A 19,591-nucleotide genomic window follows, 5' to 3' on the forward strand; every position below is an offset into this window, starting at 1 on the left:
CATGAGCGCTTTAACCTTGAAAGTCGCAGTCAACCTGGCCGATCAGGCCATCACCGCGGGGCGGGCGATCTCTGCCGCGCCATTGACCGTTGCAGTACTGGATGCCGGCGGGCACCTGATTACGCTGCAACGTGAAGACGGCGCCAGTCTGCTACGCCCGCAGATCGCCATCGGCAAGGCCTGGGGCGCGATTGCCCTGGGCAAGGGCTCACGCCTGCTGGCACAGGACGCCCAACAACGCCCGGCCTTCTTCGCCGCGCTGAATAGCCTGGGGCAGGGCAGCGTCGTCCCGGTGCCGGGCGGCGTGTTGGTTCGGGATCAGGACGGGACTGTGTTGGGAGCGGTGGGCATCAGCGGGGATCTGTCAGATGTCGATGAGCAATGTGCAATCCGCGCGATCGAGAGGCAGGGGTTGAAGGCGGATGCGGGGGTGGCTGGTTGATCTTCGGAGCCTGATTTACCGCTTTCGCGAGCTTGCTCGCGAAAGCGTCTTGCGGACGAAAACAGCTTTTTAGCTGCCTGCTTTCTCCGTTGAAATTTCCATCCGGTAAATTCCGGTTTTTTAGAATTTTGTGCGAAACATTTGGCTGTTGCCGAATATTTTCGCAAGAAAATTCATAGGTATCACTCGTATCATTCTCTCGGAACAGGCCGAGAGCTTTACAATGAAAACAACACTGTCGTGGTGGGATATCAGCCCGCCTCTGAGCACCGCTACACCTACCTGGCCGGGTGACACACCTTTTCAGGAAGAGCGCGTCTGGAGCTTCGGACCCGAGTGTCCGGTGAATGTCGGGCGTATCACCCTGTCGCCTCACACGGGGGCCCATGTCGACGCGCCGCTGCATTACAGCGCAGACGGTGCGGCCATCGGCGATGTGTCGCTCGATGTCTATATGGGGCCTTGCCGTGTGCTGCATTGCCTGAACAGCGGCCGGCTGGTGCACCCCGAGCAGCTTGAAGGTCGCTTGCAAGATCTGCCTGAACGGGTGCTGCTGCGCACCTGGCAACAAGCGCCATTGAGCGCCTGGGATCCGGATTTCACCGCCGTCGCCAAAGAAACCATCGACCTGCTGGCGACCCTCGGTGTGCGCTTGATCGGTATCGATACGCCGTCGCTGGACCCTCAGCAATCCAAAACCATGGATTCGCACAATGCCGTGGCCCGACATGGCATGGCCATCCTCGAGGGCATCGTGCTCGATGACGTCCCGGAAGGGGACTATGAACTGATCGCGCTGCCGCTGCGTTTTGCCCATCTGGACGCCAGTCCGGTCAGGGCGATTTTGCGTCCACTGAATAAACCGCAACTTGAGGAGCCGACTCTATGAGCCAATGCCCCTATTCACCTGCAAACCAGACGGAAGAATGGCATAACGCCGAGCTGAATTTTTCCGACTCCATGAGCTACGGCGACTACCTGGATCTGGGGCGCATTCTCAGTGCACAGCATCCGTTATCTCCGGACCATAATGAGATGCTGTTCATCATCCAGCATCAGACGTCAGAGCTGTGGATGAAGTTGATGCTGCACGAGCTCAAAGCCGCTCGTGAACACATTCGACTCGCAGAGTTGCCGCCCGCGTTCAAGATGCTGGCACGGGTCTCGCGGATTTTTGATCAGCTGGTGCATGCCTGGACGGTGCTGGCCACCATGACACCCACCGAGTACCACGCGATACGGCCGTTTCTGGGGCAGTCATCGGGCTTCCAGTCGTTCCAGTACCGCGAGATCGAATTCATTCTGGGCAACAAGAGCGCGACCCTGTTGCGCCCCCATGCGCATCGGCCGGAACTGTTGCAGGCGCTGGAAAAGGCGATCGCCACACCGTCGCTGTATGACGAGGCGATTCGCTTGATGGCCAGCGCAGGCTTGACCATCGACCCACAGCGTTTCGAACGCGATCCGAGCAGTCCGACGGCGCATGATGCGTCGGTCGAAGCCGCCTGGCGCGAGGTCTACACCGACCCATCGCGTTATTGGGATCTCTATCAGCTGGCGGAGAAACTCATCGACCTTGAGGATTCGTTCCGTCAATGGCGTTTCCGGCATGTGACCACGGTCGAGCGGATTATCGGCTTTCAACCAGGGACCGGTGGCACAGAAGGTGTCGGTTATCTGCGCAAGATGCTCGATACCGTGCTGTTCCCGGAGTTGTGGCGAGTGCGCTCAACTCTTTAAATTACCGAGAATGATGTCTGAACGCTTAAACCGAGCGGCAATTGAGTAAATTGACGCATTCAAACCATGCCTGACCATAACAATTAGAAGGTAACCAGATGGCGGATGAAATCTTGAGGCAAGGCGAACTCAAGCGAGGGCTGAAAAATCGTCATATTCAGCTGATCGCATTGGGCGGAGCGATAGGTACCGGGTTGTTTCTCGGCTCTGCCGGAGTACTCAAATCGGCCGGGCCGTCGATGATCCTCGGCTATGCGATTGCCGGCTTCATCGCCTTTCTGATCATGCGCCAGCTGGGCGAGATGATTGTCGAGGAACCGGTGGCCGGCTCCTTCAGTCATTTTGCCCACAAGTATTGGGGCGGCTATGCCGGCTTTCTGTCCGGCTGGAACTACTGGGTGCTGTATGTGCTGGTGGGCATGGCCGAGTTGACGGCTGTCGGCAAGTACGTGCAGTTCTGGTGGCCGGAAGTCCCCTCCTGGGTCAGCGCGGCGGTGTTCTTCGTCCTGGTCAATTTGATCAATATGATGAACGTCAAAGTCTTCGGCGAGATGGAGTTCTGGTTCGCAATCATCAAGGTCGTCGCGATCATTGGCATGATTGTCCTGGGCTGCTACATGCTGTTCAGCGGAACGGGCGGCCCGCAGGCCTCGGTCAGCAATCTTTGGAGTCACGGCGGCTTCTTCCCCAACGGCACCACCGGATTGCTGATGTCCATGGCGTTCATCATGTTCTCCTTCGGCGGTCTGGAGCTGGTCGGCATCACCGCCGCTGAAGCCAGCGAGCCGGGTAAGGTGATTCCCAAGGCGATCAACCAGGTGGTTTATCGCGTGCTGATCTTCTACGTCGGCGCACTCACCGTGTTGCTGTCGCTGTATCCGTGGGATCAACTGCTGCAGACACTGGGCGCTTCGGGCGATGCCTATAGCGGCAGCCCGTTCGTGCAGATTTTCTCCTTGATCGGCAGTGACACCGCAGCGCACATCCTCAATTTCGTGGTGCTCACCGCGGCGCTCTCTGTCTATAACAGTGGCGTCTACTGCAACAGCCGCATGCTCTATGGCCTGGCCGAACAGGGCGACGCACCCAAGGCGCTGATGAAACTGAACAAGCAGGGCGTGCCCCTACTGGCGCTGGGTGTATCTGCGTTGATCACCATGCTGTCCGTGCTGGTTAACTACCTCGCCCCGCATCAAGCGCTTGAGTTGCTCTTTGCACTGGTGGTCGCATCGCTGATGATCAACTGGGCGATGATCAGCCTGACGCACCTGAAATTTCGCAAAATCATGGGCCAGCGAGGTATCGTGCCGGGCTTCAAGGCGTTTTGGTTCCCTTACAGTAATTACCTGTGCCTGGCCTTCATGGCCATGATCGTCTGCGTCATGCTGATGATTCCAGGGATACGCGCTTCAGTCTTCGCGATACCGGTGTGGGTGTTGATCATCTTCGGTTTTTACCGGATGCGTATGGCCAAGGATCGGGCCTTGCCGATAGTTCAATAGCCTTTGCCGTGGGTGCGCCGTGATGAGTAGCAACGCTGATCCGCAGTTTCGCGACATTCGTATCGATCACTATGACCTCGAGGGTGCGAGGAACTGGATGTCTGGTATCTGCGGGCCGCACCGCCTGCAGACTTCGACGCCCGAGCGGATCTGCTTTCATCACAGCGCCAATGTGTTCAAGTCGATGGCCACGACCCTGGGCACGCTCTCATACGGCACCGATGTCACCATCGATATCGAAGACGCCGAGCACTTCAGCAGTTACAGCCTGAGTTTGCCTTTGGTGGGCGAGCAGGAGCTGAGCAAGAACGGCAGTGTGTCGAAATCCAACCGCGACCAAGGGGTGATCATTTCCCCGAACGAGAACCAGATGCTGGCGATCTCCGGCGACTGTCGCAAAGTTCAGGTGGTGATCACCCGCGCCGCCATGAGCGAGTCGCTGGAGGGCATGCTGCAGCGACCGCTGGATACGCCGCTGCGTTTCGAGCCGGTGATGGATGCGGTGGACGGCGCGTCGGCCTCGTGGTGGCGCATGGCGCGTTATTTCATCGCGGAGCTGGAACGCAGCAATGAACTGTACGAACAGGTGGTCTTCACTCGGGACATCGAAAGCTCATTGATCAAAGGCTTGATCCTCGCCCAGCCGAACAACTACTCCGAAGAATTGCGCAACGTGCTCGGGGTGAAACTGCCGCACTACCTGATCAGGGCCAAGCAATACATTCACGACAATGCTCGCGAAGCCTTGCACCTGGAGGACATCGAGGTCGCGGCCGGGGTCTCGCGTTTCAAGCTGTGCGAGGCGTTCAAGAAGTACTTCGCCCTGTCGCCGATGGTCTACCTGAAAAAGTACCGGTTGAACGCTGTGCGCCAGGAAATCCTCGAACACGGCTCGGCGCGCAATATTTCCGCGATTGCCATGGGCTGGGGCTTTACCCATCTCGGACGTTTTTGCGCCGATTACCGCAAGCTGTTCGACGAGTCCCCCAGCATGACCTTGCAGCGTAACGAAGCCCGGCGCATGCGCGGGGGCTGAATATTTGTGGCGAGGGAGCTTGCTCCCGCTGGGCTGCGAAGCAGCCCTAAAGCCTGCGATGGGGTGTCTCTGATAAACCACGGTTGCAGATTTCAGGACCGCTTCGCGCTCCAGCGGGAGCAAGCTCCCTCGCCACAATTGATCACCTGATAATCGATACCCATTAACTGGCGCTCACTTACGCACCACCAAATCAAGCAACGTCTCCCGCTCCTTGATTTTCTGCAACACGATTTCCGAGCGGATATCGGTCACCCCCGCCGTGCGGTTGAGGTGGTTGACGATGAAGTCGGAGAAGTGTTTGACGTTGCGCGCCTGGACCCGCAGCACATAGTTGCTCGCCCCGGTAATCACGTAGGCGGTGACCACTTCCGGCCACAACTGGACCTTCTTGATGAAGGTCTCGTGCCAGTCCTCGACGTCCTGTCGCAATGACACATGGACGATGGCTTCCAGTTCTACTCCCAGCTTTTCGGCGTTCAGCATCGCGCGATAGCCGGTGATGATTCCTTCACTTTCCAGCAGGCGTAAACGGCGCAAACAGGCCGACGGCGACAGTGCGACCTTCTCTGCCATTTCGTGGTTGCTGATACGGCCGTCCCGTTGCAAGAGGTGCAGGATCCGCAGGTCTGTCGGGTCGAGAGTCATGACTAGAATAAATCCGCGATATTTGGAGTTGGATTCGAATTTTCTTCGAGATAAATACTAGATGGCCGCTTACTTTGCACGAAAATTCTCTAAAGCTTCGTTCATTATTTTCTCACCGTGAAGGCGCAAATAACGCCTGAAACACGACACTCACACCCGACTATCGCGATCTGCCCGGACGGCACTTCTTTCAAAAAGCAGGACACCCAATGACTACAAGAAACGATTGTCTGGCGCTTGATGCGCAGGATGCTCTGGCCCCTCTGCGTCAGCAGTTTGCGCTCCCTGAAGGCGTGATCTATCTCGACGGCAACTCCTTGGGCGCGCGCCCGGTCGCGGCGCTGGCGCGTGCTCAGGCAGTGATCGCCGATGAATGGGGCAATGGCCTGATCCGCAGTTGGAACAGCGCCGGCTGGCGCGACCTGCCTGAACGTCTGGGCAATCGACTGGCGGGGCTGATTGGTGCCGGTGACGGCGAAGTGGTGGTGACCGACACCACCTCGATCAACCTGTTCAAGGTGCTCAGCGCCGCCCTGCGCGTGCAGGCCACGCGGGCGCCGACGCGGCGGGTGATCGTCACCGAGACCAGTAACTTTCCGACTGACCTGTATATCGCCGAAGGTCTGGCGGACATGCTGCAGCAGGGCTACACCCTGCGTCTGGTCGACAGCCCGCAAGAGCTGGCGCAAGCGATTGACCAGGACACCGCGGTGGTCATGCTCACCCACGTCAACTACAAGACCGGCTACATGCACGACATGCAGGCCCTGACCGCGCTGACCCATGAATGTGGCGCGCTGGCCATCTGGGACCTGGCGCATTCCGCCGGGGCGGTGCCGGTCGACCTGCATCAGGCGCGCGCCGACTACGCCATCGGTTGCACCTACAAGTACCTCAATGGCGGTCCGGGCTCGCAAGCTTTCGTCTGGGTTTCCCCTGAGTTGTGCGATCTGGTGGCGCAACCGCTGTCCGGCTGGTTCGGTCATTCGCGGCAGTTCGCCATGGAGTCGCATTACCAGCCGAGTAGCGGAATCGCCCGCTATTTGTGCGGCACCCAGCCCATCACTTCATTGGCGATGATCGAGTGTGGTCTGGATGTTTTCGCCCAGACCGACATGGCCAGCCTGCGCAGCAAGTCCCTGGCGCTGACGGACCTGTTCATCCAGTTGGTCGAGCAGCGCTGCGCCGCTCACGAGCTGACCCTGGTCACTCCACGCGAACACGCCAAGCGTGGCAGTCATGTCAGCTTCGAACATCCCCAGGGCTATGCGGTGATCCAGGCCTTGATCGCCCGTGGCGTGATCGGCGATTACCGCGAACCGCGGATCATGCGGTTCGGCTTCACCCCGCTGTACACCAGCTTCACCGAGGTCTGGGATGCGGTGCAGATCCTCGGCGAAATACTCGATCAGAAAACCTGGGCGCAAGAGCAATTCCAGATCCGCCACAGCGTCACCTGATACCCCCGACGCCTTTGTCTTGCTGCCGCGAATTTCCCGGCAGCAGGGCTTCGGTCGCCTCCGATAAGCACTTCTGTGAAAACACAATAATAAGGAACACGCAGAATGAAACTGTCCCTCTGGCCCGCCTTGCCGCTCGCCATTACCAGCTGTCTCGGCCAAGTGGCCTATGCCGCACCCGACAATGGATTCGTTGAAGACAGCAGCCTGACCCTGACCAATCGCAATTTCTATTTTTACCGCAACAACCTCAACAACCCGGGCGGCCAGAACTATCGGGAGGAATGGGCCCACGGGCTCATGCTCGATTACCGTTCCGGCTATACCCAGGGCGCGGTGGGTTTCGGAGTCGATGCCTACGCGCAGTTGGGGCTCAAGCTCGACAGCGGCAGGGGTCGTGCCGGCACCGGTTTATTGCCGGTCGGTTCCGATGGACGTGCCGAGGATGAGTATTCCGAAGCGGGTGGCGCACTCAAGGCGCGGATCTCGAAGACCGAACTCAAATACGGCAACCTGACACCGCTCAACCCGGTGTTCGGCACCGGCTCGGCACGCCTGTTCACCACCTACGCCAATGGTTTCCAGCTGACCAGCAACGAGTTGGAAGGACTGAAACTCGATGCCGGGCACTTCACTTCGGGCAATGACAGTGCGTCGACCAACGACGATGGCGCCCTCAAGGCGCTGTATGCCGGGGTCGAGACTCGCAGCGTCGATTATCTGGGCGGCAGCTATGCCCTGAGCGATCAATTGAGCGTCAGCGTGTACGGTTCGCAGTTCGCTGATATCTGGCGGCAGTACTACGCCAACGCCAACTACAACTATGCCCTGAGCGGAAACCAGTCGCTGAACCTGGATTTCAACCTCTATCGCACCAACGACTATGGCCAGAGCCTGGCCGGCAAGATCGACAACACCACCTGGTCGCTGGCCGCCGCTTACAAGGTGGGTGCGCACCGCTTGACCCTGGCCTACCAACAGGTCGATGGCGATGAGCCGTTCGATTACCTCGGCTTCGATCAGCAGCCGGGCACCTCGATATTCCTTGCCAACTCGGTACAGATCCTCGATTTCAACGCGCCCAACGAACGCTCCTGGCAGCTGCGTTATGACCTGGACATGGCTCCTTTCGGCGTGCCGGGCCTGAGTTTCATGTCGCGCTATGTGAGCGGTGACCATATCGACGACAGCCACTACGACGGCGGCCCCAATGGTGCCTATGGACGTTACGGCAGTGACGGCAAGCGCTGGGAGCGTGACCTTGAAGCGCGCTACGTGGTGCAGGAGGGCAAGGCCAAGGACCTGTCGATACGTGTGCGCCAGGCCAGTATACGTTCCACCGGCCAGGTGGCCCGGGCGGACACCACCGACAACAACGAAGTCCGGGTGATCGTCGAGTATCCGCTGAATATTTTCTGATCCGTGGCTGATCCCCACCGGCAACCCAAACGATTTGCTCTCTTCAAGAAAGACAATATTCAGAGGAAAGAAAAATGACCGATAACGCCGGTTTTGAAAACATCTCCAAGCGTGAGCAGGGCCTACGGCGCCAGCTCACCTCGGGTCAGATGAGCATGATCGCCATTGGCGGTGCGATTGGCACCGGGCTGTTCATGGGCAGTGCCTACGCCATTGGTTATGCCGGGCCGAGCGTGCTGCTCAGCTATGCGATTGGCGCGATCATCACCCTGCTGTTGATGGGCTGCCTGGCGGAGATGACGGTGGCCCATTCGACCTCCGGCTCGTTCGGCGCCTATGCCGAATTCTATGTCAGCCCATTGGCCGGGTTCCTGGTGCGCTATGCCTATTGGGCGGCGATTGTGCTGGCAGTGGGTACGGAAGTGACGGCGGTGGCGATGTACATGAAGTACTGGTTCGCCAACGTGCCGGAATGGATCTGGATCGTTTCGTTCTCGAGCATGCTGATCGTGCTCAACGCCATCAGCGTGAAAACCTTCGGCACCTTCGAGTACTGGTTCTCGACCATCAAGATCGGTGCGATTGTCGGCTTCATCATCCTCGCGGTGTATGTGGTGTTCGGTTCCGGCAACGCGGATTACGGCGTGCACAATTACACCGCCCACGGCGGCTTCTTTCCCAATGGTCTGCAAGGGATGTGGATTGCGGTGATCGTCTCGATCTTCAGCTATCTGAGCGTGGAAATGATCGCAGTGGCCGCCGGCGAGGCGCAGGACCCGGAGCGGGCGGTGAAGAAGGCCTTTCGCGCGACCATTGTGCGGCTGGTGGTGTTCTACCTGCTGACCCTGGCCCTGATGCTGGCGATTGTGCCGTGGGTCCAGGCCGGTCAAGCGCAGAGCCCGTTCGTCACCGTCATGCAGACCATCGGCATTCCCGGCGCAACCGGCGTGATGAACTTCGTGATCCTGATTGCCGCGTTGTCGGCGATGAACAGTCAGCTCTACATCACCACCCGCATGATGTTCAGCCTGTCCCGCGGCGGTTATGCACCCAAGTCCATGGGGGTGTTGAGCAAGACCGGGATCCCGCTGAATGCCTTGCTGCTGTCGAGCTCGGGCATTGCCCTGGCAACGTTGCTCAATGTGCTGTACCCGGAAAGCTCCTTCACCCTGATGATGGCGATCTCGATGTTCGGCGCGATCTTCACCTGGTTCATGATCTTCCTGACCCACTACTGCTTCCGTCGCTACCACGAGCGCAACGGTGAACGGAAACTGTCCTTCCGCATGCGCCTGTTTCCGTACACCACGCTGTTGGGGCTGCTGCTGATGGGCGCGGTGATGATCACCACCTACTTCACCGATGCCTTCAAAATGACCTTGGTATTCGGTGTGCCTTTCCTGCTGATCCTCACGGTTGTCTACTGGATCTTCTTCAGAAAACCCAGGGCAGCCGTGGCGCTGAATCCGCTGCCGAAGGTTTAGCGGGAGGAGACACGCAATCCCGACCGGCAGTTTTCATGGACTGCCGAGTCGGCATTGATCCTGGGCCGCTATCAGTCCGGCTCACACCCCTTGAGCACCAACCGGATAATCGTCTGTGCCGCCGCCTCATAATCAGCCTCATCCAGCTTGGCCTTGCCGGTCACTGCAGAAATCTGCCAGTCGAAATCGGCGTAGGTCTGGGTCGCGGCCCAGATGCTGAACATCAGGTGGTTGGGGTCGATCGGGGCGATCTGGCCGCGGTCGATCCAGGTCTGGATGCAGTCGATGTTGTGCCTGGCCTGGCCGTTGAGCTGCTCGACCAGGTCGGGGCTCAAATGCGGGGCGCCGTGCATGATTTCGCTGGCAAACACCTTGGAGGCGAAGGGCAGGTCGCGGGAGATGCGGATTTTCGAGCGGATGTAGCCACTGAGCACTTCGCTGGGCACGCCGTCGGCGTTGAACGGCGTCGAGGCTTGCAGGATGGGCTCGATGATGCTTTCCAGGACCTCGCGGTAGAGGTTTTCCTTGGATTTGAAGTAGTAGTAGACGTTAGGCTTGGGCAGCCCGGCCTTGGCCGCGATGTCACTGGTTTTGGTCGCAGCGAAGCCCTTGTCGGCAAATTCTTCACTGGCGGCACGCAGGATCAGTTCTTTGTTGCGCTCGCGGATAGTGCTCATAAACCAAGGGGTTCCTTGCCTGTTCTGGCGGTTGCGCATGGTAGCACCGGCCTCGCGCAGCGCTCAAGAATGCCCCGTGTGGCCTCGGGTCGCGTTATGCTGCGCACCATTCATTCAAGAAGGAAACCCGATTCATGGCAGGAAGCAGTTTGCTGGTGCTGATCGACGACATCGCCACCGTACTGGACGATGTAGCGTTGATGACCAAAATGGCCGCGAAGAAGACCGCCGGTGTACTGGGCGACGATCTGGCGCTCAACGCCCAGCAGGTTTCCGGCGTGCGTGCCGAACGGGAAATCCCGGTGGTATGGGCAGTCGCCAAGGGCTCGTTTCTCAACAAGCTGATCCTGGTGCCGTCGGCGTTGGCCATCAGTGCGTTCATTCCGTGGCTGGTCACACCGTTGCTGATGGTCGGTGGCGCTTACCTGTGCTTCGAAGGCTTCGAAAAACTCGCCCACAAATTCCTGCACAGCAAAGCCGAAGATCAGGCTGAACACGCAGAGCTGGTCGAGGCCGTGGCCAACCCCGCAGTCGATCTGGTGGCGTTCGAGAAGGACAAGATCAAAGGGGCGATTCGTACCGATTTCATTTTGTCGGCAGAAATCATCGCCATCACCTTGGGTACCGTGGCTGACGCTTCGCTGACTCAGCAAGTGATCGTGCTTTCGGGCATCGCCATCGTCATGACTATCGGCGTCTATGGCCTGGTTGCCGGCATCGTCAAGCTCGACGACCTTGGCCTGTGGCTGACCCAGAAGCCGGGCCAGATGGCTAAAAGCATCGGCGACGGGATTCTGCGCGCGGCGCCGTACATGATGAAAAGTCTGTCGGTGATCGGCACGGCGGCGATGTTTTTGGTCGGCGGCGGGATTCTGACCCATGGCGTGCCGGTGGTTCATCACTGGATCGAGAGTGTCACCGCAGCGTCTGGTGGGGCCGGGTTTATCGTGCCGACGTTGTTGAACGCGGTGGCCGGGATTGTGGCGGGTGCGGCGGTGTTGGTGGGGGTGATGGCTGTCGGCAAGGTTTGGAAGGCAGTGAAAGCCTGAAGCCTCGCTCCTACAGTGATTGGTGGTGTTTGATACGCCGCGCATGAAAAAAGGCCATTCGACGCAAATCGAATGGCCTTTTTTATTGCCGATGAAGTTACTCGGCGATCTGCAGCTTGCGCGCCTCGGTATACACGTAACGCACTTTTTCATACTCGAACGGTGTGTTCATCTGCCCGTAGCGGAAGCCGTTCTGATAGCGCTTGTCGATGCCGCGCAGTACCCAGATTTCCGGGTGGTTGGAACTGACTTCGGACACGTTCAGGAAGTTGATCGCCGATTCGCCGGTGTAGTCGACCGCCAGGCCTGCGGTGTCACGCAGGTTCGACGGGCCGAGGATCGGCAGCACCAGGTAGGCGCCGCCCGGTACGCCGTAGAAGCCCAGGGTCTGGCCGAAGTCTTCATTGCGGCGCGGCAGGCCCATGGCGGTGGCCGGATCCCACAGGCCGGCGACACCGATGGTGGTGTTGAGCAGCAGGCGAGCGGTGGTGTCCAGCGAGCGCTGCCCCTTGAATTGCAGCAGGCTGTTCACCAGGTTCGGCACATCACCGAGGTTGTTGAAGAAGTTGCTGACGCCGGTGCGCAGGAAACTTGGGGTGACGTAGCGATAGCCGTTGACCACGGGCAGGAACACCCATTCGTCGAACCGGTAGTTGAAGTGGTAGACGCGGCGGTTCCACTCTTCCAGCGGGTCATAGACGTTCAGTGCGTTGAGCGATGAGCGTTCGAACTCGCGCTGATCCAGCCCCGGGTTGAATTTGAGTTTGCTCAGCGGTTCCTTGAAGCCGTCTTTATCGATCACCACTGGGGCGTTGGCTTTGCTGTTGTCGGCATTGGCGACGCCTGCACAGAGTAACGCTGCGATCAGCAGGAAGTATTTAGCCACGGAAAAACTCCAGCATGGCGTCGCTGTTGACGCGATAGTTGAGGTTGCCGCAATGGCCGCCCAATGGATAAACAGTCAAGCGGTCGCCAAAGGTGCGGCGCAGAAAGCCCAGGTCGCCAGGGCCGAGGATCACGTCGTCGGCGTTGTGCATGACGGCGATTTTCGGGCTGTCGTGCAGGTAGTCCTTCAGTGCATACAGGCTGACCTGATCGATCAGTTGCAGCAGGCTGCCACCATCGGTGCGGGCGCGCCACATCGGGATGACCTGCTCGGTGATGTAGCAGTCGAAGTCGCACTGCAGCGCGCGTTTAAGGAACGGCGTGAGGGTTGTGCCTTCGGTGATCGGGAATTTCGGTGGCGTGATCAGGCCGCGACGGTTGATCAGGTCCGAGGTAAAGGCGATGTCCGCCGCCGAGAAACGGAACGAAGTGCCGATCAGCATTGCCATCTGCTCGTTGCTCAGGTGTTGCTTGGACTGCTGGAAGTCGTAGAGCAGGGCATCGTTAAGGTCGATGTAGCCCTTTTGCTGGAAGTAGCGGGTCAGTTTCCCCAGCACCAGCTCATAGAAAGTGGTGGTGTTGTTGATGCCCTTGACCTCGGTCTGTACCAGCTTGTCCAGGTTGGTGACCGAGGTGTAAAGGTTGACCGGCGGGTTGAGCAGCAAGACTTTCTTGAAGTTGAAGCTGCGACGGGTTTCATCCAGGTGTGCAACAAAAGCCGCATCCAGGGCGCCGAGGCTATAACCGGTCAGGAAATAATCGGTGACCGGCAGCTTCGGGTTTTGCGCCCGCACGGCCTGCATCACCCGGTACATGTCTTCGGCATCTTCCTTGGTTACGCCCGGGGTGGCGAAGCGCGAGGCGGCGCTCATGAAGTCGAAGCTGGTGGGCGACGACAGCTGCACCACGTGATAGCCGGCCCTGTAATAGAGCTTTTTCAGGTATTCGTTGAGGGTGCTGTCATAGCGTGCACCGGTGCCGGAGATCAGGAAGATCAACGGTGCGGCATGATCCTGCGTGGCGATGCGATAGGTGAGTTTTTTCACCGGCCAGAAGTTGTCCGGCAGATTGAACTCACGCTCCGGGCGCATCGTGACACTGCGGTCCGACTGATTGATGTCTTCATCCAGCGGCAATTCCGGGCGCAAGTCGGGCGGTGTCGTGGCGATGGTCGCCTCGAACGGGTTGGTCAGGGGGTAGCCATAACTGGCGGCGTCAATATCGGCCGCCAGTACGGACGCACTTAAAAGCAAGCCGCCAAACAGGGCGACGAAGCGCAAGGAACGGAGCATGACTAGATCCCTTAGAGGAAGGTGCCAGATGAAGTTCGCAGGCTATGACCATCGGATTTGGGCCAAAGTGCCATGCATTGGCCGCAAACAGGCCTGATTTCGGAGCAACGGTAGCGGGACGATACACTTTGCAGTTATTTCATGAACAGTTAATTGATGTTATTTGCTTACCACGGGCGGGGGATTAAGCTGGCGGCCGATTTCGTTTATTGGAGTGCTTCATGTCCCGCCGTCTACCCGTGATTCTGCTGCTCGTTCTTCTGCCATTGTGGCTGGCCGCCAGTTATGGCGCGCGTTATGGCTTCATGGAGGATGCTCAATGGGTCGGCATCTGCGTTGACGAGGCCAGTCGCTGGGAATGCCAGGTGCGCTCGAACCTGGGCTTGATGATTCACTTCAAGGTGCTGGGCTGGGCGGCAGTGGCGGCAGCCGTGACCGGTTTTGTGCTGTCGGGGCGAGCAGGGTGGTGGTTGGCGGTATTGGCGCTGGTGTTCGGGTTTCCGGCGCTGGCGTTGTACACCACCACGTTGGCGGTGTTTGCGGTGGTGATTGCTGCTCTGCGTCTGGTCCGGGCTTCTCGTAGCGTCTGATAAAAAAGATCGCAGCCTTCGGCAGCTCCTACAGGAAAACGCATATCCCCGTGTAGGAGCTGCCGAAGGCTGCGATCTTTTGATCTTGCTTTTGATCTTGCTGTGTTGATTACCCTTTGCGAACCCGCAAGCTGCGCCACAACGCCGCGACCATCAACACACTCACCAACGCCCAGCCCCAAGCCTGCTGATTCTGCAGACCTTCACGAAACAGCTGCGGCGCAATGCCGGCGCCGATGATAAAGGTCAGCACGGCGATTTCCCGACGAGGCACGCTCACCGGCCGGCACAGGTACACCAGCGCCGGCAGGATGAAGGCGACACTCGGGAAGCTGCGATAACGCGGGTCGAACACCAGTTCCAGCATCATCACCGCCGCGGCAAAACCTGTCGCTGCCAGCCACCAGCCGGCTCGACGTTCCAGTGCATTGAAGGCGCGCCCACGCCAACCGGTGCGGGCGCTCAAGGTCAGCGCGGCATGGGCCAGCACCAACAGGTTCAACCCCGTCAGCAACGCTACCCACAACCATTCACTGGCAAAACGGGTGGTGACGCGGGCCAGGTCGCCCCAGGCGCCAATCGAGCAGGCCGCCAGGGCACCGAGCAGTGGCAGCACCAACGCTGCGCGGGTGCTGCGAACCCGACCGCCGAGGATCAGCGTGCCGATGAAGATCAGGCCACCCACCGCCAGCCATTGCGACCAGTACGGCACGTTCGAGACCGGCCCGGCGAGCACGCCCTTGTCCTGGCGATCGGCATCGAACAGTCCCCAATAACCGCCCACCGCACCTTCGCTGGCGCGTTTCCAGGGCTGGTCGAACGCCTCGATCAGGTTGTAATGCCAGCCTTGCTGCTCGGCCATGATCACAAAGCTGCGGATGAACTTGGCTTCATTGACCCGGCTCGGCAGCGCCGTTTCGCGCTGACGACCTTCGCTCGGCCAACCGGTTTCGCCAATCATCACGTCCTTGGGCGCGAACTTGTTGCCGAACACCTGGCGCACTTCTGCCACATGTTGCAGCGCAGCATCGATGTTCGACGGATCGTCTTCCCAGTACGGCAATAAATGGATGGTCAGGAAATCCACTGCCGGGGCGACTTCCGGGTGTTTGAGCCAGAACTCCCAGACGTCGGCGTAGGTCACTGGTTGCTTGATCCGGCTTTTGACTTTATTGATCAGCGTTGCCAGTTGCGCGCCGGTGACTTCCTTGCGCAGCAGGGCTTCGTTGCCGACGATGACCGAGGTCACCACATCCGGGTTGGCATTGGCCGAGGCGATCAGCAGGTCGACTTCCTTGGCGGTGTCCACCGGGTTGCTGTTGACCCAGGCGCCGATCATCAGCTTCAAGCCGTGCTTGCGCGCCAGGTCGGGCAGATCCTGGAGGCCGGTCATGGAATAGGTGCGGATGCATTCGAAGCGGGTCGCCAGCAGGGCGAGGTCGGCGTCCATGCGCTCGGGGCGCAGTTTGAACGGCACGTCGAATGGCGATTGGTCCTTGTCGAACGGGGTGTAGGACGCGCATTGCAGCTTGTGCGTTGCGCTGGCCACGTCCGGCAGGATCACCGGTTTGCCGAGGCCGTACCAGAAGCCGCCGAGGGCAAACAGCCCCAGCAGGCAAGCGAAAAGATAAGCCAAAAAAGGAAAGCGTGATGTCGCGGGCATGTTCAGGCCGTCTGGGAGCAAAGCCGGGCATGTTACCTGCATTTTGCCTACGCTTGGTGGGCTGCTTGGTTTTGACATGCAAAGTTCAGGCGGGATGGCCTGTGCATTTTTAGCGGTTGCGATTAATGGCCTTCTGATGTCGTTTCTCGATGTCTTGAGGTCGCTGGCAGAGCAGGTCACTGTTGGCGTCAGGTTGATGATCGACACGTCAGTACTCCACTGATAATCGAGCGAGTTTGCGGTCGGCGTGATGGGGGCGCTGTGCACCATAAAAATACGTTGAGCGACTCGGCATCCGTCGAGTGCAGCACTTTCGGGGAAGTAACGATGAAGATGCGACGACTCTTGGGCGCAGGTGCCGCTTTGGTGCTGGCAATCAGTTCTACCGTAGCCAGCGCTGAAGGCAAGGCAGTAACGATCGGTTATGTGGACGGCTGGTCGGACAGCGTCGCCACGACCAACGTGGCTGCTGAAGTGATCAAACAGAAACTCGGTTATGACGTGAAACTGCAAGCGGTTGCCACCGGGATCATGTGGCAAGGTGTGGCCACCGGCAAACTCGACGCCATGCTGTCGGCGTGGCTGCCTGTGACTCACGGCGAATACTGGGCGAAGAACAAGGATCAGGTCGTCGACTACGGCCCGAACTTCAAGGATGCGAAAATCGGCCTGATCGTGCCGGAGTACGTCAAGGCCAAGTCCATTGAGGATCTGAAAACCGACGAGAGCTTCAAGGGCCGTATCGTCGGCATCGACGCCGGTTCAGGCGTGATGCTCAAGACCGATCAGGCCATCAAGGATTACGGTCTGGACAATTACACCCTCAAGGCCAGTTCCGGCGCCGGCATGATTGCCGAGCTGACCCGCGCCGAGAAGAAAAACGAATCCATTGCCGTAACCGGTTGGGTGCCGCACTGGATGTTCGCCAAGTGGAAACTGCGCTTCCTGGAAGACCCGAAAGGCGTTTACGGCGCAGCTGAAACCGTGAACAGCATCGGCAGCAAAGAACTGGCAACCAAAGCGCCTGAAGTCGCGAAGTTCCTGAAGAACTTCCAGTGGGCGTCGAAAGACGAAATCGGCCAGGTCATGTTGGCGATTCAGGACGGTGCCAAGCCTGAAGCCGCAGCGAAAGACTGGGTGGCCAAACACCCGGATCGCGTTGCCGAATGGACCAAATGATTTGAGCTGAAGCGTCTGGTCAGCACCTCCCAAGGCCCCTTGGCTTAAATGCCAAGGGGCTTTTTGCTTTCTGTGGGAATTCGGCGGGGGAGAAACCGTCATGTCGTTCTAATACTAAGGTCGTCTGGAACCTCTCCGGCAGCCGCATAGAGTGGATAACGTTCCAACTAAAATCTGTGCTGCGAGGATAAAAACAATGAACGACAGCATTTACCTCTCGATTCAAAACAGCCCGCGCTTCAAGGAGCTGGTTAGCAAGAGGGAACGATTCGCCTGGATTCTTTCAGCGATCATGCTTGGGCTGTACTCCGGATTCATCCTTTTGATTGCTTACGGGCCGCATATTCTGGGCGCAAAAATCAGCCCCGAGTCTTCGATAACCTGGGGCATTCCGATCGGTGTCGGGCTGATTGTTTCGGCCTTTGTCCTGACTGGCATCTACGTACGACGCGCCAATGGCGAATTCGACGACTTGAACAATGCGATTCTCAAGGAGGCTCAGCAATGATCCGGCGTCTAATCGCTCTCTTGAGCATCGCAGCCTTTGCACCGGGCGCCTGGGCGGCTGAGGCCCTGACGGGTGCAGTGCAGAAACAACCGCTCAATGTATCCGCGATCATGATGTTCGTGGTATTCGTCGGGGCAACCTTGTGCATCACCTATTGGGCGTCCAAGCGCAACAAATCGGCCGCCGACTACTATGCGGCGGGTGGCAAGATCACCGGTTTCCAGAACGGTCTGGCGATTGCCGGTGACTACATGTCCGCGGCGTCCTTCCTGGGTATCTCCGCCCTGGTGTTCACCTCCGGCTACGACGGCCTTATCTACTCGATCGGCTTCCTGGTGGGCTGGCCGATCATTCTGTTCCTGATCGCCGAACGCCTGCGTAACCTGGGCAAGTACACCTTTGCCGACGTGGCGTCCTATCGCCTGGGGCAAACCCAGATCCGCTCGCTGTCGGCGTGCGGTTCGCTGGTGGTGGTGGCGTTCTACCTGATCGCGCAAATGGTCGGTGCCGGCAAGCTGATTCAGCTGCTGTTCGGCCTGGACTACCACGTTGCGGTGATCCTGGTCGGTATCCTGATGTGCCTGTACGTGCTGTTCGGCGGCATGCTGGCGACCACTTGGGTGCAGATCATCAAGGCAGTGCTGTTGCTGTCCGGTGCCTCGTTCATGGCGCTGATGGTGATGAAGCACGTCAACTTCGACTTCAACACGCTGTTCTCCGAGGCGATCAAGGTTCACGCCAAAGGTGAAGCAATCATGAGCCCGGGCGGCCTGGTGAAAGACCCGATCTCGGCGTTCTCCCTCGGCCTGGCACTGATGTTCGGTACCGCTGGCCTGCCGCACATATTGATGCGCTTCTTCACCGTGAGTGACGCGAAAGAAGCGCGTAAAAGCGTGCTGTATGCGACCGGGTTCATTGGTTACTTCTACATCCTGACCTTCATCATCGGTTTCGGCGCGATCCTGCTGGTCAGCACCAACCCGGCCTTTAAAGATGCGGCTGGTGCGCTGTTGGGCGGCAACAACATGGCGGCGGTGCATTTGGCCAACGCGGTGGGTGGCAGTGTGTTCCTGGGCTTCATCTCGGCGGTGGCGTTCGCGACCATTCTGGCGGTGGTGGCTGGCCTGACCCTGGCCGGTGCCTCGGCAGTGTCCCATGACCTGTATGCCAGCGTGATCAAGAAGGGCAAGGCCAACGAGAAGGACGAAATCCGCGTCTCGAAAATCACCACCATCGCCCTGGCGGTGCTGGCGATCGGCCTGGGCATTCTGTTCGAGAAGCAGAACATCGCGTTCATGGTGGGCCTGGCGTTCTCCATCGCGGCGAGCTGCAACTTCCCGGTGCTGCTGCTTTCCATGTACTGGAAGAAACTGACGACTCGCGGTGCGATGATCGGCGGTTGGTTGGGGCTGGTCAGTGCGGTTGGCTTGATGGTGCTGGGGCCAACCATCTGGGTGCAGATCATGGGTCACGAGAAGGCGATCTTCCCGTATGAATACCCGGCGCTGTTCTCGATGATCATTGCCTTTATCGGGATCTGGTTCTTCTCGGTCACTGACAAATCCACTGCAGCTGACAATGAGCGGGCGCTGTTCTTCCCGCAGTTTGTCCGTTCGCAGACCGGGTTGGGGGCGAGTGGGGCGGTTTCGCACTAAGGCTTCTTATATATAAGCTGCACTGACACGAATGCCCCGGTCGAGAGATCGGGGCATTTTTATTGGGCGGTTATCGCCCTTTGTGTGTACATATCCGTTTCTGCGGTAACGCCGGCTGGCGGTTTCGCTCTTACAGCGAGTCACTTTGAAAAAGGGGCGGGCAGAGTGAGATCAAAAGCCAGATCAAGATCAAAAGATCGCAGCCTTCGGCAACTCCTACGGGGGAACGCGTTCATTTGAAGCCAGGTCGGCCGGTAGGCCGCCTCGCTTTGCTTTTGAGGTGCACGCCCCCTCACGCCCTGAGCCTGTCCGTCAACCGGTGACTACCTCCATCGACGCCTCTACCAGCGTTGATCCGCGCC

At 58.9% G+C, this 19,591-nt stretch carries 18 protein-coding genes; 13 read left to right on the forward strand and 5 right to left on the reverse strand.

All coding sequences use genetic code 11. The features are described from left to right. The first annotated feature begins 1 nt into the window (after window position 1). The 5 genes from ACCC96_RS15505 to ACCC96_RS15525 all read left to right on the forward strand — a co-directional run bounded on the left by ACCC96_RS15505 (window position 2) and on the right by ACCC96_RS15525 (window position 4,720). Entirely contained in the window at window positions 2-442 is a 441-nt protein-coding gene (locus ACCC96_RS15505; RefSeq protein ID WP_413696238.1) for a GlcG/HbpS family heme-binding protein, read from the forward strand. Window positions 443-665: 223 nt separating this feature from the next. Beyond that, entirely contained in the window at window positions 666-1,331 is a 666-nt protein-coding gene (gene kynB / locus ACCC96_RS15510) for an arylformamidase (RefSeq protein WP_258670490.1), read from the forward strand. Then, a complete protein-coding gene (kynA, locus tag ACCC96_RS15515) occupies window positions 1,328-2,182 on the forward strand; it encodes a tryptophan 2,3-dioxygenase (protein ID WP_258670488.1) in 855 nt (284 codons plus the stop codon). The genes kynB and kynA overlap by 4 nt, the downstream gene beginning before the upstream one ends. Before the next feature lie 98 nt (window positions 2,183-2,280). Next, on the forward strand, window positions 2,281-3,684 hold the full coding sequence (locus ACCC96_RS15520) for an amino acid permease (RefSeq protein WP_086945846.1): 1,404 nt from the start codon (window positions 2,281-2,283) through the stop codon (window positions 3,682-3,684). A 22-nt stretch (window positions 3,685-3,706) separates the two neighbouring features. After that, entirely contained in the window at window positions 3,707-4,720 is a 1,014-nt protein-coding gene (locus tag ACCC96_RS15525) for an AraC family transcriptional regulator (RefSeq protein WP_258670485.1), read from the forward strand. Between the two features lie 174 nt (window positions 4,721-4,894). On the opposite strand, the gene ACCC96_RS15530 is transcribed toward ACCC96_RS15525, so the two are convergent. Next, entirely contained in the window at window positions 4,895-5,368 is a 474-nt protein-coding gene (locus ACCC96_RS15530; protein WP_018925093.1) for an Lrp/AsnC family transcriptional regulator, read from the reverse strand. 209 nt (window positions 5,369-5,577) lie between these two features. On the opposite strand from ACCC96_RS15530, the gene kynU reads away from it, so the two are divergent. From kynU to ACCC96_RS15545, 3 genes are all read left to right on the forward strand, one after another. After that, entirely contained in the window at window positions 5,578-6,828 is a 1,251-nt protein-coding gene (kynU, locus tag ACCC96_RS15535; RefSeq protein ID WP_413696239.1) for a kynureninase, read from the forward strand. 105 nt (window positions 6,829-6,933) lie between these two features. Continuing rightward, complete coding sequence (locus tag ACCC96_RS15540; protein WP_413696240.1) at window positions 6,934-8,247, forward strand: OprD family porin; 1,314 nt, start codon at window positions 6,934-6,936, stop codon at window positions 8,245-8,247. A 74-nt stretch (window positions 8,248-8,321) separates the two neighbouring features. Further along, the gene (locus ACCC96_RS15545; RefSeq protein ID WP_413696241.1) at window positions 8,322-9,731 is read left to right on the forward strand and encodes an amino acid permease; all 1,410 of its coding nucleotides are present in this window, start codon (window positions 8,322-8,324) and stop codon (window positions 9,729-9,731) included. A 71-nt stretch (window positions 9,732-9,802) separates the two neighbouring features. On the opposite strand, the gene ACCC96_RS15550 is transcribed toward ACCC96_RS15545, so the two are convergent. Beyond that, window positions 9,803-10,408, reverse strand: coding sequence for a TetR/AcrR family transcriptional regulator (locus ACCC96_RS15550; protein ID WP_007939160.1), 606 nt, complete (start codon window positions 10,406-10,408; stop codon window positions 9,803-9,805). Between the two features lie 134 nt (window positions 10,409-10,542). Between ACCC96_RS15550 and ACCC96_RS15555 the strand changes: the two genes are divergently transcribed. Continuing rightward, a complete protein-coding gene (locus ACCC96_RS15555) occupies window positions 10,543-11,457 on the forward strand; it encodes a DUF808 domain-containing protein (protein ID WP_413696242.1) in 915 nt (304 codons plus the stop codon). 97 nt (window positions 11,458-11,554) lie between these two features. On the opposite strand, the gene ACCC96_RS15560 is transcribed toward ACCC96_RS15555, so the two are convergent. Together ACCC96_RS15560 and ACCC96_RS15565 are read right to left on the reverse strand one after the other, a co-directional pair. Continuing rightward, complete coding sequence (locus ACCC96_RS15560; protein WP_064619395.1) at window positions 11,555-12,343, reverse strand: VacJ family lipoprotein; 789 nt, start codon at window positions 12,341-12,343, stop codon at window positions 11,555-11,557. Continuing rightward, window positions 12,336-13,634 carry a serine/threonine protein kinase gene (locus tag ACCC96_RS15565; RefSeq protein ID WP_413696243.1) on the reverse strand — a complete coding sequence of 433 codons (1,299 nt, stop codon included), beginning with the start codon at window positions 13,632-13,634 and terminating at the stop codon, window positions 12,336-12,338. Before ACCC96_RS15565 ends, ACCC96_RS15560 begins: the two co-directional genes overlap by 8 nt. A gap of 221 nt (window positions 13,635-13,855) precedes the next feature. On the opposite strand from ACCC96_RS15565, the gene ACCC96_RS15570 reads away from it, so the two are divergent. Further along, on the forward strand, window positions 13,856-14,224 hold the full coding sequence (locus ACCC96_RS15570) for a hypothetical protein (RefSeq protein WP_258670468.1): 369 nt from the start codon (window positions 13,856-13,858) through the stop codon (window positions 14,222-14,224). Between the two features lie 109 nt (window positions 14,225-14,333). Here the strand turns inward: ACCC96_RS15570 and ACCC96_RS15575 are convergent, their stop codons facing one another. Next, window positions 14,334-15,929, reverse strand: a complete 1,596-nt coding sequence (locus tag ACCC96_RS15575; protein ID WP_204125196.1) for a beta (1-6) glucans synthase — start codon at window positions 15,927-15,929, stop codon at window positions 14,334-14,336. Between the two features lie 285 nt (window positions 15,930-16,214). On the opposite strand from ACCC96_RS15575, the gene ACCC96_RS15580 reads away from it, so the two are divergent. The 3 genes from ACCC96_RS15580 to ACCC96_RS15590 all read left to right on the forward strand — a co-directional run bounded on the left by ACCC96_RS15580 (window position 16,215) and on the right by ACCC96_RS15590 (window position 19,229). Then, on the forward strand, window positions 16,215-17,066 hold the full coding sequence (locus ACCC96_RS15580; protein WP_019648148.1) for a glycine betaine ABC transporter substrate-binding protein: 852 nt from the start codon (window positions 16,215-16,217) through the stop codon (window positions 17,064-17,066). A gap of 196 nt (window positions 17,067-17,262) precedes the next feature. After that, complete coding sequence (locus tag ACCC96_RS15585; RefSeq protein ID WP_007939152.1) at window positions 17,263-17,574, forward strand: DUF485 domain-containing protein; 312 nt, start codon at window positions 17,263-17,265, stop codon at window positions 17,572-17,574. Then, window positions 17,571-19,229 (forward strand): cation acetate symporter, encoded by a 1,659-nt coding sequence (locus ACCC96_RS15590; protein WP_413696244.1) that lies wholly within the window; start codon window positions 17,571-17,573, stop codon window positions 19,227-19,229. Before ACCC96_RS15585 ends, ACCC96_RS15590 begins: the two co-directional genes overlap by 4 nt. Window positions 19,230-19,591: the final 362 nt, after the last annotated feature.

The sequence above is a fragment of the Pseudomonas sp. Pseusp11 genome (genome assembly GCF_047304405.1).
Lineage (GTDB): Bacteria > Pseudomonadota > Gammaproteobacteria > Pseudomonadales > Pseudomonadaceae > Aquipseudomonas.

What these genes read in the sequence shown, in the direction of transcription:
- kynA (WP_258670488.1), top strand. Translation starts at nt 1,328, where the DNA reads ATGAGCCAATGCCCCTATTCACCTGCAAACCAGACGGAAGAATGGCAT.
- ACCC96_RS15525 (WP_258670485.1), top strand. Translation starts at nt 3,707, where the DNA reads ATGAGTAGCAACGCTGATCCGCAGTTTCGCGACATTCGTATCGATCAC.
- ACCC96_RS15565 (WP_413696243.1), bottom strand. Translation starts at nt 13,634, where the DNA reads ATGCTCCGTTCCTTGCGCTTCGTCGCCCTGTTTGGCGGCTTGCTTTTA.
- ACCC96_RS15555 (WP_413696242.1), top strand. Translation starts at nt 10,543, where the DNA reads ATGGCAGGAAGCAGTTTGCTGGTGCTGATCGACGACATCGCCACCGTA.
- ACCC96_RS15550 (WP_007939160.1), bottom strand. Translation starts at nt 10,408, where the DNA reads ATGAGCACTATCCGCGAGCGCAACAAAGAACTGATCCTGCGTGCCGCC.
- ACCC96_RS15530 (WP_018925093.1), bottom strand. Translation starts at nt 5,368, where the DNA reads ATGACTCTCGACCCGACAGACCTGCGGATCCTGCACCTCTTGCAACGG.
- ACCC96_RS15570 (WP_258670468.1), top strand. Translation starts at nt 13,856, where the DNA reads ATGTCCCGCCGTCTACCCGTGATTCTGCTGCTCGTTCTTCTGCCATTG.
- kynB (WP_258670490.1), top strand. Translation starts at nt 666, where the DNA reads ATGAAAACAACACTGTCGTGGTGGGATATCAGCCCGCCTCTGAGCACC.
- kynU (WP_413696239.1), top strand. Translation starts at nt 5,578, where the DNA reads ATGACTACAAGAAACGATTGTCTGGCGCTTGATGCGCAGGATGCTCTG.
- ACCC96_RS15520 (WP_086945846.1), top strand. Translation starts at nt 2,281, where the DNA reads ATGGCGGATGAAATCTTGAGGCAAGGCGAACTCAAGCGAGGGCTGAAA.
- ACCC96_RS15580 (WP_019648148.1), top strand. Translation starts at nt 16,215, where the DNA reads ATGAAGATGCGACGACTCTTGGGCGCAGGTGCCGCTTTGGTGCTGGCA.
- ACCC96_RS15505 (WP_413696238.1), top strand. Translation starts at nt 2, where the DNA reads ATGAGCGCTTTAACCTTGAAAGTCGCAGTCAACCTGGCCGATCAGGCC.
- ACCC96_RS15585 (WP_007939152.1), top strand. Translation starts at nt 17,263, where the DNA reads ATGAACGACAGCATTTACCTCTCGATTCAAAACAGCCCGCGCTTCAAG.
- ACCC96_RS15575 (WP_204125196.1), bottom strand. Translation starts at nt 15,929, where the DNA reads ATGCAGGTAACATGCCCGGCTTTGCTCCCAGACGGCCTGAACATGCCC.
- ACCC96_RS15540 (WP_413696240.1), top strand. Translation starts at nt 6,934, where the DNA reads ATGAAACTGTCCCTCTGGCCCGCCTTGCCGCTCGCCATTACCAGCTGT.
- ACCC96_RS15545 (WP_413696241.1), top strand. Translation starts at nt 8,322, where the DNA reads ATGACCGATAACGCCGGTTTTGAAAACATCTCCAAGCGTGAGCAGGGC.
- ACCC96_RS15590 (WP_413696244.1), top strand. Translation starts at nt 17,571, where the DNA reads ATGATCCGGCGTCTAATCGCTCTCTTGAGCATCGCAGCCTTTGCACCG.